13 protein-coding genes and 1 pseudogene are annotated in these 14,884 nt (G+C 69.4%); 13 read left to right on the top strand and 1 reads right to left on the bottom strand.

What is annotated here, in order from left to right; genetic code table 11:
• The first annotated feature begins 433 nt into the window (after positions 1-433).
• The 5 genes and pseudogenes from BLW82_RS18395 to BLW82_RS18375 all read left to right on the top strand — a co-directional run bounded on the left by BLW82_RS18395 (position 434) and on the right by BLW82_RS18375 (position 5,541).
• Entirely contained in the window at positions 434-958 is a 525-nt protein-coding gene (locus BLW82_RS18395) for a PadR family transcriptional regulator (protein WP_093499865.1), read from the top strand.
• Entirely contained in the window at positions 955-1,641 is a 687-nt protein-coding gene (locus BLW82_RS18390; protein ID WP_093499863.1) for an ABC transporter ATP-binding protein, read from the top strand. Before BLW82_RS18395 ends, BLW82_RS18390 begins: the two co-directional genes overlap by 4 nt.
• A complete protein-coding gene (locus BLW82_RS18385) occupies positions 1,638-3,890 on the top strand; it encodes an ABC transporter permease (RefSeq protein WP_093499861.1) in 2,253 nt (750 codons plus the stop codon). The genes BLW82_RS18390 and BLW82_RS18385 overlap by 4 nt, the downstream gene beginning before the upstream one ends.
• A gap of 229 nt (positions 3,891-4,119) precedes the next feature.
• A pseudogene (locus BLW82_RS43945) lies at positions 4,120-4,855 on the top strand (hypothetical protein); the annotation flags it as partial.
• Positions 4,852-5,541, top strand: coding sequence for a YdcF family protein (locus tag BLW82_RS18375; RefSeq protein WP_093499856.1), 690 nt, complete (start codon positions 4,852-4,854; stop codon positions 5,539-5,541). The pseudogene BLW82_RS43945 and the gene BLW82_RS18375, both read left to right, overlap by 4 nt.
• A gap of 135 nt (positions 5,542-5,676) precedes the next feature.
• On the opposite strand, the gene BLW82_RS44470 is transcribed toward BLW82_RS18375, so the two are convergent.
• Positions 5,677-6,360: a hypothetical protein gene (locus tag BLW82_RS44470; protein ID WP_177232986.1), complete on the bottom strand. Its 684-nt coding sequence runs from the start codon at positions 6,358-6,360 to the stop codon at positions 5,677-5,679.
• Between the two features lie 302 nt (positions 6,361-6,662).
• On the opposite strand from BLW82_RS44470, the gene hemL reads away from it, so the two are divergent.
• The 8 genes from hemL to BLW82_RS18325 all read left to right on the top strand — a co-directional run bounded on the left by hemL (position 6,663) and on the right by BLW82_RS18325 (position 14,792).
• Positions 6,663-7,991 (top strand): glutamate-1-semialdehyde 2,1-aminomutase, encoded by a 1,329-nt coding sequence (hemL, locus tag BLW82_RS18360; protein WP_093499854.1) that lies wholly within the window; start codon positions 6,663-6,665, stop codon positions 7,989-7,991.
• On the top strand, positions 7,988-8,707 hold the full coding sequence (locus BLW82_RS18355; RefSeq protein ID WP_256215865.1) for a histidine phosphatase family protein: 720 nt from the start codon (positions 7,988-7,990) through the stop codon (positions 8,705-8,707). The genes hemL and BLW82_RS18355 overlap by 4 nt, the downstream gene beginning before the upstream one ends.
• A 155-nt stretch (positions 8,708-8,862) precedes the next feature.
• Positions 8,863-10,128, top strand: a complete 1,266-nt coding sequence (locus tag BLW82_RS18350; protein WP_093499852.1) for a polysaccharide deacetylase family protein — start codon at positions 8,863-8,865, stop codon at positions 10,126-10,128.
• A gap of 67 nt (positions 10,129-10,195) precedes the next feature.
• Entirely contained in the window at positions 10,196-10,786 is a 591-nt protein-coding gene (locus BLW82_RS18345) for a TlpA family protein disulfide reductase (RefSeq protein WP_177232985.1), read from the top strand.
• Position 10,787: 1 nt separating this feature from the next.
• The gene (locus BLW82_RS18340; protein ID WP_093499847.1) at positions 10,788-11,561 is read left to right on the top strand and encodes a cytochrome c biogenesis CcdA family protein; all 774 of its coding nucleotides are present in this window, start codon (positions 10,788-10,790) and stop codon (positions 11,559-11,561) included.
• Positions 11,562-11,564: 3 nt separating this feature from the next.
• Complete coding sequence (locus BLW82_RS18335; protein WP_093499845.1) at positions 11,565-13,280, top strand: cytochrome c biogenesis protein ResB; 1,716 nt, start codon at positions 11,565-11,567, stop codon at positions 13,278-13,280.
• Positions 13,277-14,371, top strand: coding sequence for a c-type cytochrome biogenesis protein CcsB (ccsB, locus tag BLW82_RS18330; RefSeq protein WP_093499843.1), 1,095 nt, complete (start codon positions 13,277-13,279; stop codon positions 14,369-14,371). Before BLW82_RS18335 ends, ccsB begins: the two co-directional genes overlap by 4 nt.
• 25 nt (positions 14,372-14,396) lie before the next feature.
• The gene (locus tag BLW82_RS18325) at positions 14,397-14,792 is read left to right on the top strand and encodes an SRPBCC family protein (protein ID WP_093499841.1); all 396 of its coding nucleotides are present in this window, start codon (positions 14,397-14,399) and stop codon (positions 14,790-14,792) included.
• Positions 14,793-14,884 lie beyond the last annotated feature (92 nt).

Raw genomic sequence — 14,884 nt, 5'->3', positions numbered from 1 at the left:
TTGACCTGGGAAAACTCCTCTCGGTAGTTCTCACAGGTCAACGCCGTTTCCCGGGCTCATGTGCCCTGGATGTGCCGTACGAAGACCATGCGGGGTCTTTCGCAACCCCGCAGGTCGTAGGCGTACGAGCGGCATGAGCTGCGGCTCGCGTCGCTCGCGTAACAGCAACGGACCGTAGCTCTGTTGACCCTGCGCTGGAGTTCGTCGATGTCGCCGGAGGCTACGAGACCCGACTCGCGCTCGCCACCCGCGCGAGCCGTCAACCGGGAGCCGGGAGCCGACCAAAGCTCTGAACCAGCGTCCCTGGGCAGTCGACTCAGGGCGACTCGCTGGTCGTCAGTGACAGGCCGACAACCGGATCCGAGGTCCCAGGACCAGAATGAACTCTCAGCAGATATACACTCGGAGTATATCCCCGGTGTATGGTCCTCGCATGAGTGTTCCTCTCACCCTGTTGGGGCTGTTGGAGCGAGAGCCGAGCCACGGCTATGACCTCAAGCGCGACTACGACGCCTTCTTCAACCGCGGCAAGCCGCTGCCGTACGGGCAGGTCTACACAACGCTTGGCAGGTTGGCGCGGGACGGGAAGGTCATCGCCGGCGAGGCGGAGCCCGGAGTCGGCCCGGAGCGCAAGCGCTACGTGATCACCGAGGCGGGGGCGACGGAGTTCGAGACCTGGCTCACCGAGCCGGTGGCCCCCGAGCCCAACCTGCAGACCGTGCTGTTCACCAAGGTGGTGCTGGCCCTGATGCTCGGCCGGGACGCCCAGCAGTACCTCGACACCCAGCGGGCCGCCCACCTGCAGCGGATGCACGAGTTGACGAAGCTGCGCCGCTCCGGCCCGATCATCGACGTCCTGCTCGCCGACCACGGTCTGTTCCACCTGGAGGCCGACCTACGGTGGATCGAGCTGGCCGCGGCCCGGATGGACACGCTGGCAGCGGCGGTGCGCACATGACCGCCCTGATCGAGGCCCGCGATCTCACTCTCTCCTTCGGTGAGACCCCCGCTCTGCGCGGCGCCAGCCTGGCCATCGAGGCCGGCGAGGTGTTCGCCGTGATGGGCCCGAGCGGCTCGGGGAAGTCCACCCTGCTGCACTGCCTGGCCGGCATCCTCACCCCGGACTCGGGCGAGGTGCACTTCGACGGACGCCGCATCGACACTTTGAACGAGGCCGAGCGCAGCGCCCTGCGCCGCGACACCTTCGGCTTCGTCTTCCAGTTCGGCCAGCTCGTCCCCGAGTTGACCGCCGAGGAGAACGTCGCCCTTCCGCTGTTGTTCTCCGGCATGCGCCGGGCGGCTGCGCTCGCCGAAGCCCGGCCCTGGTTCGCCCGGCTGGGCCTGGACGGCCTGGAGCGGCGCCGCTCCGGCGAGTTGTCGGGCGGTCAGGCGCAGCGGGTGGCGCTGGCCCGCGGGCTGGTGGCCCGGCCCAAGGTGCTGTTCGCCGACGAGCCGACCGGGGCGCTGGACTCGCTGACCGGCGAGCAGGTGATGGACCTGATGGTGGACGCGGCCCACGAGGAGGGCACCACCATCGTTTTGGTGACCCACGAGCCCCGGGTCGCCGCGCATGCCGACCGGGAGGCCATCGTGCGGGACGGCAAGGCCAGCCTGCTCACGACCGGACGGATCGCCTCGTGATCGCCTTCGCCTTCCGCCTCGCGGTCAGCGGCGGCCGGGAGGCCCTCGCCCGACTGGCCATGATCACCGCCGCGGTCGCCATCGGCGTCGGGCTGCTGCTGTCGACCTTCGCCAGCATGAACGCCGTCGAGCGGACGAACCACCGGCAGGTCTGGCTCGACACCGGCGCCGCTAGCCGCACCGAGCAGGCGTCGGCGGACCCGCTGTGGTGGTGGCCGCACGGCGACTACTACGACGGCAAGTCCCTGACCGAGGTCGACGTCGCCGCGACCGGCCCGAACTCGCCCGTCCCGCCCGGCCTGACGCACCTGCCGGCGCCGGGTGAGTACTACGCCTCTCCCGCACTGGCCAAGCTGATCCGCGAGACCCCCGCCGACCAGCTGGGCGACCGGTTCCCCGGGCGGCCCACCGGCACGATCGGCGACGCCGCTCTGGCCTCCCCGGACTCGCTGATCGCTGTCATCGGCCGTACCCCGGCCCAGATCAAGGGCGCACGAGGGGCGAGAGCAGTCACCACCATCACCAGTGCCCGGCCATCCGCCTGCGACAACGAGTGCTGGGACAGCGCGGTGCGCGGCGACGCGCTGACACTCATCTCCTCCGTGGTGGCCGGGGCCCTGATCTTCCCGGTGCTGATCTTCATCGCCACCGCGACCCGGCTGTCCGCCGCCACGCGTGAACAGCGGTATGCGGCTATGCGGCTGGTCGGCGCCGCTCCCCGGCAGGTGTCGCTGCTGTCGGCGGTGGAGTCCGCGCTGGCGGCGGCCGCCGGGACGGTTGTCGGCTTCGGACTCTACGCCGCGCTGCGCCCGCTGGTGGCCACCATTCCGCTCACCGGGCAGCAGCGGTTCTTCCTCTCGGATCTCACACTCAGCGCCCCGCAGGTCCTCGGCGTCGTCGTCGGCGTGCCGGTGGCGGCGGCGATCGCGGCACGCCTCGCCCTGCGCCGGGTCACCATCTCCCCGCTCGGCGTGACCCGCCGGGTGACGCCGCGTCCGCCGCGCGCCTGGCGGCTGATCCCGCTGCTGGCGGGCCTGGCCGAACTGGCGTACTTCGTCTTCGTCGGCCGCCGCCCGGCGACCGGGAACGGCCAGACGGCGGCCTACCTCCCCGGCTTCCTGGTGGTGATGCTGGGCCTGGTGATCGCCGGGCCGTGGCTGACCATGATCGTCGCCCGGGCTGTCGCCCGGCGCACCCGTCGCCCGGCCGCCCTGATCGCCGTGCGGCGGCTCGCCGACGACCCGAAGGCCGGCTTCCGCGCGGTCAGCGGCCTCGTCCTGGCCCTGTTCGTGACCACCGCGACAGTCAGCATCATCGGCACCATCAACGACTACCGCGGCACGCTGGGCGGAGACCGGCAGACCCGGACGGTGGTGGAGGCCGGCGGCGACGGCGAGGCGCCGCTGGCCGGGGCCATCCCGACACGCCTGCTCACCGAGGTGAGGGCGATACGGGGCGTGCGGGGCGTGGCGGTCGTCCACGCCAACCCCGACGGCGTCGGCAAGGTGGTAAACCGAAGAGTCCACCCGGGTGATCCTCCCCCGGAGGCGCCGGCACTGGTGACCTGCTCCGACCTGGCGCAGACTCCCATGGTGGGCCGCTGCCCGGCCGACGCGAGCGTCACGGCCGTCGATTTCTACACGTTCGTCAGCCTGCAGTCGCACCCGAACCTGCCATGGCCCGCCGCCGCAATCAGCACCGCAGCCGTCGCCAAGCTGCCCGTACAACTGCTCTACGTGGCCACCGACGGGTCGACAGCCGCCATGGAACGCGTACGGACGCTGCTCACCACCGCCTACCCGCACCACCAGGCCCAAACAGTGGGCGACTGGGGCACCGACTTGCAGCAAGAGCTGGCCGGTTGGCGGCAACTGGCCGACGTGGTGCTGCTGACCACCCTGCCGATCGCAGGCTGCAGCCTGGCGGTGAGCGTGGTTGCGGGCCTGTCGGATCGCCGACGCCCCTTCGCGCTGCTGCGGCTCACCGGCGCGCCGCTGCGGTTGCTGCAGCGGGTGATCGGCCTGGAGAGCACACTGCCGCTGCTTGCAGTGGCCGCGATCTCGATCGGTACGGCCTTCATCGCCTCGGCCCTGTTCCTGAAATCGCAGATGCACTACGACCTGGTGTCGCCGGGCGTGGCGTACTACGCGCTCGTCGCTCTCGGCCTCGTCGCCTCGCTGGGCATCATCGCCTCGACTCTCCCCCTGCTCAAACGCATCACCGGCCCAGAGGCCGCCCGCAACGGCTGACACCCAACTCCCCGCTACGGCCCCGGACATCGTTCCCATCGGTGTCCGGGTCTGATGGGACTCTTCACAACACGACAGCGGTTGTCCCTGAATCCACAGCCCAGGAGCCTTGACGATGTACGTCCCTTCGGGCCGTCCGTCTCCGTGTCGGGAATCTCGGCCCGATCGAGGCCGTGTCCTGCGGTGAACATTGTCTGGTACCCCGCCCGCAGGGCGGTGGACCTGCCGCGCGCGTCAGGACTTCCCGTTCGCCTCAACCCTGTTGAGCCGCTGGTTGGGTAGCCGTGCACCGCATCAGCTGGACGACAAGGGCCTCTATTCATACGGCCGTTCGTTCGCGCTCCTTGGCGACCTCCAGCGCGATCAGGGCGCGATCCACGGCCCACTCTCCGCCCGCCACTCCTACCTGACCGCCCGCGGCATGTTCACCGAGCTCGACATCCCACGCCGGGTGGCTCAGATCGAGCCGTCCCTGGCCGTCGTTCAAGAGATGCCGGGCGAGTTGGAATCCTCCGCTCGCCACTATGCGATCCTCGCCGGGGACCAACGCCTGAGCCCGCGTGACCGTGCCAGGGCGCGGCTGTGGGTGGGTACGGCGCTGAGCAAGGAGGGCGACAACGAGTACGCCACCGACGCGATGACGGCCGCCACTCGTGCCTTCGAGGACCTGGGCGAGCCGGAGGACTGGTCGGTCGCCCACCAGAAACTCGGACTGGCCCACCGCGGTGCCGGCGACCTGAAGCATGCACTGCACTACATCGACATCGCGCACCACCGGCACGGTCGACTCCCCGATGCAGCGGATGAGGCTGGACACCGCGTACGGGCACATCCTTCTGTCGGATGCGGCGACCCGGAATGATGGGCTGTCCGTCCTCGATCAGGCGGCGCAGGTGGCCCGCCAGTACGGGCTGAGCCGCCAGCTGCGCAGCATCGAGGCCATCCGCAAGGACCAGCAGGGATGAGCCAGGGAGTGCCGGTGCCGGAGCACGAGCAGCGCCAGATCACCGACGAGCAGTTCCACGACGCGACGCTGATCTGGAACTACCACCAGATGGGCCACGAGCAGCGGCCCTGCTCGGCGGCGATCGGCCTGGGTAGCCACGACCTCGGGGTCGCGACCACTGCGGTCGACCTTTATCGCGCTGGCCTTTTCCCGGTCGTGGTCTTCAGCGGCGGCAACAGCCCCACCACCCGCGCTCGCTTTCCGCGCGGCGAGGCCGTCCACTACCGCGAGCACGCGCTGAGCCTGGGGGTGCCGGACGAGGCGATCATCGTGGAGTCGAAGGCCGCAAACACCGGCCAGAACATCACCTTCTCCCGTGAGCTGCTGGCCGAGGCCCGGGTGGAAGTGCAGTCGCTGCTGCTGATCTCCAAGCCCTACATGGAGCGCCGCTCGTATGCGACCTGCCGCAAGCTGTGGCCCGAGGCTGAGGTCGTGTGCGCCTCCGAGCCGCTGGAGTTGGACGACTACATCAAGTCCATCGGCGACGAGAAGCTCGTCGTCGACATGCTCGTCGGTGACCTGCAACGGGTGATCGAGTACCCGAAGCTCGGCTTCGCCGTCGAGCAGGACGTACCGGGGGATGTGTATGACGCTTACGAGCGCCTCCTGGGCGCCGGCTTCGACAGCCGCCTCATCAGCAGCTGATCCGCCTGGCGCCTGCCCCCCGTCCAGGGAACGTCCGTGCCCCGAGCGCCAAGGTGCCCTGGCCGCCTGACAGCCCCCTCCGCCACCAAAAAGGCGAGGCCCGAAGACCCCGCCCACCCCGCGAGAAACCCCAGCTCACGGCCACACCAGGCAGTACGGCTGATGCCCCGCCTCATGCAACCGATGGCTGAAGTCCTGCCACTCGTGCAGCAGCTGGTACACGTTGAACGCGTCCCGCGGGCCGCCCCGGTCCGGGACCGTGGACCAGATGAAGGCGGCCGCGCCGACCGCTTCCTCGCCTATGCCGCGCAGAGGGTCGACCACCGTCATGGGGAGCTTCACGACCGCGTAGTCGGGGTGCAGCACCACCAGCTCCAGCGGCGGCACCTTGTGCAGAGGCACGCCTTCGATGCCCGTCAGCACCATCGCGGCCATGGTCTCCGGCTTGATCTTCGTGAACATGCCGTTCATGCCGAGCTCGTCGCCGCCGAGTTCCTCGGGGCGCATCGAGATCGGGACCCGGGCCGCGGTCGCGCCGTCCGGTGCGCCGAAGTATTTGTACGTCACCCCCACCCGACCACCATTCCTGCTCCCGGTCTGCAGACGGTCGATCCGCCGCTCGCTCCGCTGGTCCCGATCCCTGCGATCGCGGTCCCGCTGATCGATACGTCGGTCGCGCCGCTCCGACTCACCCGGTACGCCCTGTTCCTGACGTGCTGCTTCCGCCGATTCCTCCGCGTCGCGCCGGTGCCTTCCCCGTTGGGCGCGTCGAGGACCCAGGTCATCGGTCCCCTCGCCCAGTCCGCCACCGCGATGCATATCTCCACCCGACTGCTTTTCTAGGACGCGTGGCCCCCGCCGCGCAACCCGATCATCGTGTCAGTGACCTCCCCCACGGCCGCCCGCCGAAACGTGCGTCGAAACACCAGTCCGCAGGATCTTTACAGCCTCCGGTCGTCTGCGTACCGGATGAGCTGGGTGTATCGGATCACAGTCTCGCAGATGCCCCGGGCCCTGTGCGGGGACCACCGTCCTCCGCTGCGAGGAGACCGCCGCGCTCGGCCTACCCTGAGGAGGTCACCCAGCATCCGGAGTCCGAGAAGTCGGAGAAGCCGCACGTCATGAGTGCCCAGAGCGAAACGCCCTATCCCTACGACGCGCCCGTCTCACAGGCGCTCTTCGACCGCGCCTCCGCCGTCACGCCCGGCGGCGTGAACTCCCCGGTGCGCGCCTTCCGCGCCGTCGGCGGCACCCCCCGGTTCATGGTCTCCGGCAAGGGGGCCTACCTGACGGACGCCGACGGGCGCGAGTACGTCGACCTCGTCTGCTCGTGGGGGCCCATGATCCTCGGGCACGCGCACCCCGAGGTCATCGCAGCCGTCCAGGAAGCCGTCTCCCGGGGTACCTCGTTCGGTACCCCGGGTGAGGGCGAGGTCGCCCTCGCGGAGGAGATGGTCGCGCGGATCGAGCCCCTGCAGCAGGTCCGGCTGGTCAGCAGCGGGACCGAGGCGACCATGTCCGCCATCCGGCTCGCCCGCGGGTTCACCCGGCGCACCAAGGTGATCAAGTTCGCCGGGTGTTACCACGGTCACGTCGACAGCCTGCTGGCCGCCGCCGGGTCCGGCGTCGCCACCTTCGCGCTGCCCGACACCCCCGGTGTCACCGGTGCCCAGGCCGGCGACACGATCGTGCTCCCGTACAACGACCTGGAGGCGGTGCAGGAGGCCTTCCACCGGCACCCCGGGGAGATCGCCTGTGTGATCACCGAGGCGTCGCCGGGCAACATGGGCGTCGTGCCGCCACTGCCCGGGTTCAACCAGGGGCTCAAGGACACCTGCGCCAGGAACGGCGCCCTGTACATCTCCGACGAGGTCATGACCGGGTTCCGGACCAGCCGGGCCGGGTGGTTCGGGATCGACGGCGTCGTACCCGACCTGATGACCTTCGGGAAGGTCATGGGGGGCGGCTTCCCGGCCGCCGCCTTCGGCGGGCGCGCGGACGTCATGGCGCACCTCGCCCCGGCCGGGCCCGTCTACCAGGCCGGCACCCTCTCCGGGAACCCCGTCGCCACCGCCGCCGGCCTCGCCCAGCTGCGGCTCCTCGACGACGCGGCGTACGACAAGGTCAACGCCGTGTCGGAGCAGATCCAGGGGCTCGTCCGCGAGGCGCTGAACAAGGAGGGCGTCGCGCACCAGGTGCAGACCGCCTCCAACATGTTCTCCGTCTTCTTCACCAACCGTCCGGTGCGCAACTACGAGGACGCGCGGGGCCAGGAGTCCTTCCGGTTCACCGCCTTCTTCCACTCCCTCCTCTCCGACGGCGTCTACCTGCCGCCGTCGTCCTTCGAGTCCTGGTTCGTCTCCACGGCCCACGACGAGCGGGCCGTCCAGAAGATCGCCGACGCCCTCCCGGCGGCGGCCCGAGCGGCCGCGGAGGCCACGGCAGCATGAGCGAGCAGAGTGAGATGAGTGAGAAGAACGAGCTGGGCGGGCGGCGGGACATCACCGTCGTGCACGTGATGCGGCACGGGGAGGTGGCCAACCCGGACGGGGTGCTGTACGGGAGACTGCCCGGCTACCACCTCTCCGAGCTCGGGCGGCAGATGGCCGACCGGGTCGCCGAGTCCCTCGCGTCGCGGGACGTGACGTACGTCGTCGCCTCGCCGCTGGAGCGGGCGCAGGAGACCGCGACCCCGATCGCCAAGGCGCACGGGCTCGACCTCGCCACCGACGAGCGGCTGATCGAGGCCGAGAACATCTTCCAGGGCAAGACCTTCGGCGTCGGCGACGGGGCGCTGAAGAAGCCCGCCAACTGGAAGTACCTCGTCAACCCGTTCCGGCCGTCCTGGGGCGAGCCGTACGTCGACCAGGTCGTACGGATGAAGGGCGCGCTGGACACGGCCAAGGACCGCGCGCGCGGGCAAGAGGCGGTGCTGGTCAGCCATCAGCTGCCGATCTGGATCCTGCGGTCGTACGTCGAGAACCGCCGGCTCTGGCACGACCCGCGCAAGCGGCAGTGCACCCTCGCCTCCCTGACGACTTTCACATACGAGGGTGACAGGATCGTTTCCGTCGGCTACTCCGAGCCCGCCATCGACCTCGTCCCGGCCCACCTCCGCGCCGGCGCCAAGCCGGTGAAGGGGAAGGACAAGGCCTTCGGGGCGTGAACTCCCTGCCGCTCAAGCCGTCTTGAACCGGCTTGGACAGGCCTGAACCGGCTTCATGAGATTAGTCTGAAAATATATGGTTCCTTCTGGAACCACCCTGTTCGTCCCGCCCTCTGAGTGGGTGACCACCAGAGGACGTGACGAATCGGGGAACCATGCGGACCTTCACCCGAAGGGGAATGCTCGGCGCCGGCGCGGGTGCCACGGCCGGACTCGCGCTCGGCCTCACCGGCTGCGGCACACTCACCGGTTCGGACGGCTCGACCCATGCCGCCGGTTCCACCAAGGAGCCGTCGAAGAAGCCCTCGAAGACGCCGAGTGCCCGCCCCCTCGGCGACGGCTCCACCGCCGACAGCGGCAAGCAGCCCCACCAGCCCGCCGCCCCCGAGCCGCTGGAGCCCGGCCAGACCCCGCCGCAGTTCGTGATCTTCTCCTGGGACGGCGCCGGCGAGGTCGGCACCGGCCTCTTCCCGCGCTTCCTGGACCTGGCCAAGGAGCACGGCGCGTCGATGACCTTCTTCCTCTCGGGGCTGTACCTGCTCCCCGAGTCGAAGAAGCGGCTCTACGACCCCCCGAACAACCCCCGCGGCGCCTCCGACATCGGCTACCTCACCGACGAGCACATCAAGGCGACGCTCGCCAACGTCCGCCGGGCCTGGCTCGAAGGGCACGAGGTGGGCACCCACTTCAACGGCCACTTCTGCGGCGGCTACGGCACCGTCGGCAACTGGACGCCCAAACAGTGGCGCAGCGAGATAGACCAGGCCAAGGCGTTCGTGAAGGGGTGGCGGACCAACTCCGGCTGGACCGACCTGCCCCCGCTCCCCTTCGACTACGACAAGGAACTGGTCGGCGGCCGTACCCCCTGCCTGCTCGGCCAGAACAACCTGCTGCCCACCGCCCGCGAGCTCGGCTGGCGCTACGACGCCTCCTCGCCCGGCGGCCGCCAGGTCTGGCCGGAGAAGAAGCTGGGCATCTGGGACCTGCCGTTGCAGCAGATACCGTTCCCGGGCCGCTCCTTCGAGGTCCTCTCCATGGACTACAACATGCTCGCCAACCAGTCGGTCAACTCGACCAAGGCGCCCGCCTACAACTACCCGGGCTGGCGGACCCAGTCGGCCCAGGCGTACATATCGGGATTCCAGCGGGCGTACACGACAAACAGGGCGCCGTTCTTCATAGGCAACCACTTCGAGCAGTGGAACGGCGGCATCTACATGGACGCCGTCGAGCAGGCCTTCAAGCACATCGCCCGGGAGAAGGAGAAGGGCGCCGACGTCCGGATGGTCTCCTTCCGGCAGTTCGTGGACTGGATCGACGTACAGAAGCCGGAGGTCCTGGCGAAGCTGCGCACGCTGGACGTGGGGCAGCGGCCGGCGGGGGGCTGGAAGACCTTCCTGAAGCAGGGCGCGGCGGCCTGAAAACGGGCGCATCCCGGACGGAGGGGGGTGCGCAAGATCCCCAGAACGGGCATGCGAAACTTTTCACATGAGTACCCGTAGCCGCGCCGTCCTGCTTGGCGCCATGGCCGCCGCGGCGGCCCTGACCCTGTCCGCGTGCGGCAACGGCGGCACCTCCGGCGGAGGCGGCAACACCAACTTCGTCACCGGCAAGGACGGCATCGACACGGTTGCGGAGGGCCACCGCGCGGCGGCCCCCGACCTGTCCGGCAAGACCATCGACGGCAGCGCCCTGGACGTCGCGGACTACAAGGGCAAGGTCGTCGTCATCAACGTCTGGGGCTCGTGGTGCAGCCCCTGCCGGGCCGAGGCGCCCAACTTCGCCGCCGTGGCCAAGGAGTACGCGAGCAAGGGCGTCCAGTTCGTCGGCATCAACACCCGTGACACCAGCACCGGTTCCGCGGTCGCCTTCGAGAAGCAGAACGGCATCGACTACCCGAGCCTGTACGACCCGACGGGCAAGCTGATGCTCCGCTTCAAGAAGGGCACGCTCAACCCGCAGGCGATCCCCTCCACCCTGGTACTCGACCGGCAGGGGAAGATCGCGGCGCGCTCTCTGGCGGCGCTCAGCGAGGAGAACCTGCTGAAGATGATCAAGCCTGTCGTCGCGGAGAAGTGACGTGAGCGCACTCCTCACGGTCGCGGCGGAGACCGGCCGGAACGAGACCGTCCTCAACGGCGCCCTGCTGGTCGCCCTGCCGATCGCGCTGCTCGGCGGACTCGTGTCCTTCTTCTCTCCGTGCGTGCTGCCCCTCGTGCCCGGCTACCTCTCGTACGTCACCGGGGTCGCCGGTAGCGACCTCGCCGACGCCCGGCGTGGCCGGATGGCCACGGGCGCCGCGCTGTTCGTGCTCGGTTTCACCGCCGTCTTCGTGTCGGGCGGTGCGCTTTTCGGCTACTTCGGTTCCACACTCCTGGAGCACTCCAGCGGGCTGAGCAAGGTGCTCGGTGTGCTGATGATCGCCATGGGTGTCTTCTTCATGGGCCTGATGCCCTGGTTCACCCAGCGCGAGTTCCGCTTCCACAAGCGGCCGGTGGCCGGGTTGATAGGGGCACCGGTACTCGGCGCACTGTTCGGGATCGGCTGGACGCCGTGCATCGGCCCGACGCTCTCCTCCGTGATCGTCCTGTCCTCCCAGCAGGGCAGCGCCGGCCGCGGCGCCATACTGACCGTCGCCTACTGTCTCGGCCTCGGTGTCCCCTTCGTGCTCACCGCGGTCGCCTTCCGCAAGGCGCTCGGCGCCTTCGGCTGGGTCAAGCGCCACTATGTCTGGGTGATGCGCATCGGCGGCACGATGATGATCGTGACCGGTGTGCTGTTGCTGACCGGGGCCTGGGACAGCCTCGTGCAGGAGATGCAGGGCTGGTCCGACGGCTTCACTGTGGGGATCTGATCGATGAGCAAGACCGAAACCGACAACAGCGAGCAGGACCAGCGGGACCTCGGCGAGGCGGGCTCCCAGCTCTCCACCGCCCCCGTCGAGGAGCCGCCGATCGCCCCCGGCCTCGGTGTGCTCGGCTGGGCCCGCTGGTTCTGGCGGCAGCTCACCTCGATGCGGGTCGCGCTGCTGCTGCTCCTGCTGCTGTCGCTGGGCGCGATCCCCGGCTCGCTGATCCCGCAGTCCGGCGCCGACATCAACAAGGTCGCCGACTTCCAGAAGTCCCACAAGACGCTCGCACCGGTCTACGACAAGCTCGGCCTGTTCCACGTCTACAGCTCGGTGTGGTTCTCGGCGATCTACATCCTGCTGTTCGTCTCGCTCGTCGGCTGCATCATCCCGCGCGCCTGGCAGTTCGTGGGCCAGCTGCGCGGCCGTCCGCCGGGCGCCCCCAAGCGGCTGGACCGGCTCCCGGCGTACACGACCTGGCGGACCACGGCCGAGCCGGAGGAGGTCCGCGAGGCGGCGCTGAAGCTGCTGAAGAAGCGGCGCTTCCGGTCGCACCTCGCCGGGGACGCGGTCGCCGCCGAGAAGGGCTACGTCCGTGAGTTCGGCAACCTGGTCTTCCACGTCGCGCTGATCGTGCTGCTGATCGCCTTCGCCTCCGGCCAGATGTACAAGTCGGACGGCACCAAACTGGTCGTCGAAGGCGACGGGTTCGCCAACTCGATCCTCCAGTACGACGACTTCAAGTCCGGCTCCATGTTCAGCACCGACGACCTGGTGCCGTTCAGCTTCGACCTGAAGAACTTCCACGCCACCTACCAGACCAGCGGCCCCAGCAAGGGCACGGCGGTCTCCTTCGCCGCGGACGTCGACTACAGCGTGGGCGCCTACGGCAAGTCGAAGCGGACCACCGTCAAGGTGAACGAGCCGCTGCACATCGACGACGCCAAGGTCTACCTCGTCAGCCACGGCTACGCGCCCGTCATCACGGTCCGCGACAGCAAGGGCAAGGTCGTCTACCGCGACGCCGTCCCGCTGCTCCCGCTCGACAGCAACGTCACCTCCCAGGGCGTGGTGAAGGTGATGGACGGCTACCAGGACGCCAAGGGCGTCAGCGAGCAGCTCGGCATCTCGCTGTTCTTCCTGCCGACCTACGGCGGCGGTTCCTCGGTGCTCTCCAGCTTCCCGGCGCTCGACAACCCGGTGCTCAACCTGACGCCGTACCACGGCGACCTGGGCGTCAACGCGGGCATCCCGCAGAGCGTGTACCAGCTCGACAAGACGCACATGAAGGAGTTCAAGGACTCCAGGGGCGCGCAGTTCCGGGACAACCTGAAGCCCGGCCAGACCATGCAGCTGCCGAACGGCGCCGGGTCCGTGACGTTCGAGAAGGACGTCAAGGAATGGGCCGGCTTCGAGATCGTCCAGGAGCCCGGCAGCGGCTGGGCGCTGGGCGGCGCGCTCGCCGCGATCTTCGGCCTGGCCGCCTCGCTGTTCATCCAGCGCCGCCGCGTGTGGGTGCGCGCGGTGCAGGGTCCCGACGGCGTCACCGTGGTGGAGATGGCCGGGCTGGGCCGCAGCGAGTCCGCGAAGGTGCCGGAGGAACTGGGCGACCTCGCGGGCATCCTCTACGACCAGGCGCCGGGGGCCCCCGACGCCCAAGACGACGAACCCGTCACATCCCCCAACCCCGAAGTCGTACCTGCCGAAGGGCCTGAGAAGCGATGACTTCCCCAGCCGTGACCACGCTCGCCGCGACCAACGAGCATCTCGCGAGCATGAGCAACACGCTCATCTACTCCTCGATGGCCGTCTACACGCTGGCCTTCTTCGCCTACATCTTCGAGTGGCTGCTCGGCAGCCGCAGCCGGGTCGCGCGCACCGCCAACGCGCTCACCACCGACGCGGCGGCGAAGAAGGCGCCCGCCGTGACGGTCAAGAAGGCTGGCGGCACCGCCGTGCTGGAGCGCCCGCAGGTCGTGGTCCGCTCCTCGGCGGGCTCGCGGGACGTGCCGGACGGGCCCGGCGCGCACGGCGGCGACGAGCAGGGCGACCTCTACGGCCGGATCGCGATCTCCCTCACGGTCCTCGCCTTCCTCGTGGAGCTGGCGGGCGTGGCCACCCGCGCGGCCTCCGTGCAGCGGGCGCCGTGGGGCAACATGTACGAGTTCAACATCACGTTCTCCACGGTCGCGGTCGCCGTCTACCTGACGCTCCTCGCCCTGAAGAAGAACGTGCGCTGGCTCGGCCTCTTCCTGATCACCACGGTCCTGCTCGACCTCGGCCTCGCGGTCACCGTCCTCTACACGGCGAGCGAGCCGCTGGTCCCGGCCCTGCACTCGTACTGGCTGTACATCCACGTCTCGACGGCGATCTTCTGCGGCGCGGTCTTCTACGTCGGCGCGGTGGCCACGATCCTCTACCTCTTCAAGGACGCCTACGAGAGCAAGCTGGAGAACGGCGGCAAGCCCGGCAGCTTCGCCACCTCGGTCCTGGAGCGCCTGCCCGCCTCAGCGTCCCTCGACAAGTTCGCCTACCGCGTCAACGCGGCGGTCTTCCCGCTGTGGACCTTCACGATCATCGCGGGCGCGATCTGGGCCGGCAGCGCCTGGGGCCGGTACTGGAACTGGGACCCCAAGGAGACCTGGTCCTTCATCACCTGGGTCGCCTACGCCTGCTACCTGCACGCCCGCGCCACCGCCGGCTGGAAGGGCCGCAAGGCCGCCTACCTGGCGATGATCGCCTTCGGCTGCTGGCTCTTCAACTACTACGGCGTCAACATCTTCGTCACCGGCAAGCACTCCTACGCGGGCGTCTGACCCCGCCAGGGGCGACACTGGTGTCATGACCGGTTCCATAGAGCAGGGCACCAGTCAGACCCACGGGAGAACGCACATCCTCCACTTCCTCGTGCGCCTCCCCAAAGCGCCGCACCAGGTCTGGCCGAGCCTCGCCACCGCGGAGGGGCTGGCCGCCTGGTTCACCCCGGCCGACGTCCTGCAACCGAGACTGGGCGGTACGGTCACCCTCGGTGACCTGGGCACGGGCACGGTCACCGCCTGGGACGTCGACCGCATCGCCGAGTACACGGTGGAGGGCGGCGGCAGAATCCGCTTCCACCTGGAGCGCGACGGGGACACCGGCAGCGCCCTGCGCTTCACCCACGAGTTCAAGGGCGAGGTGGAGACGGAACAAGGCTGGCGCAACAGGTTCGAACGGTTGATCGACTCCATGGGGTGAGAACGAGGCGCCGGGCGCTCAGGGGCGCGGGGCTGTGTCCCTATGCGGCTCCGCCGCGTGGGCGCGACCAGCCTCCACCCAGCCGCACCCGC

The sequence above is a fragment of the Streptomyces sp. Ag109_O5-10 genome (assembly GCF_900105755.1).
GTDB lineage: Bacteria > Actinomycetota > Actinomycetes > Streptomycetales > Streptomycetaceae > Streptomyces.
The sequence above is the reverse complement of the archived record's forward strand: the minus strand, read 5'-3'. Positions and strand labels throughout refer to the sequence as shown.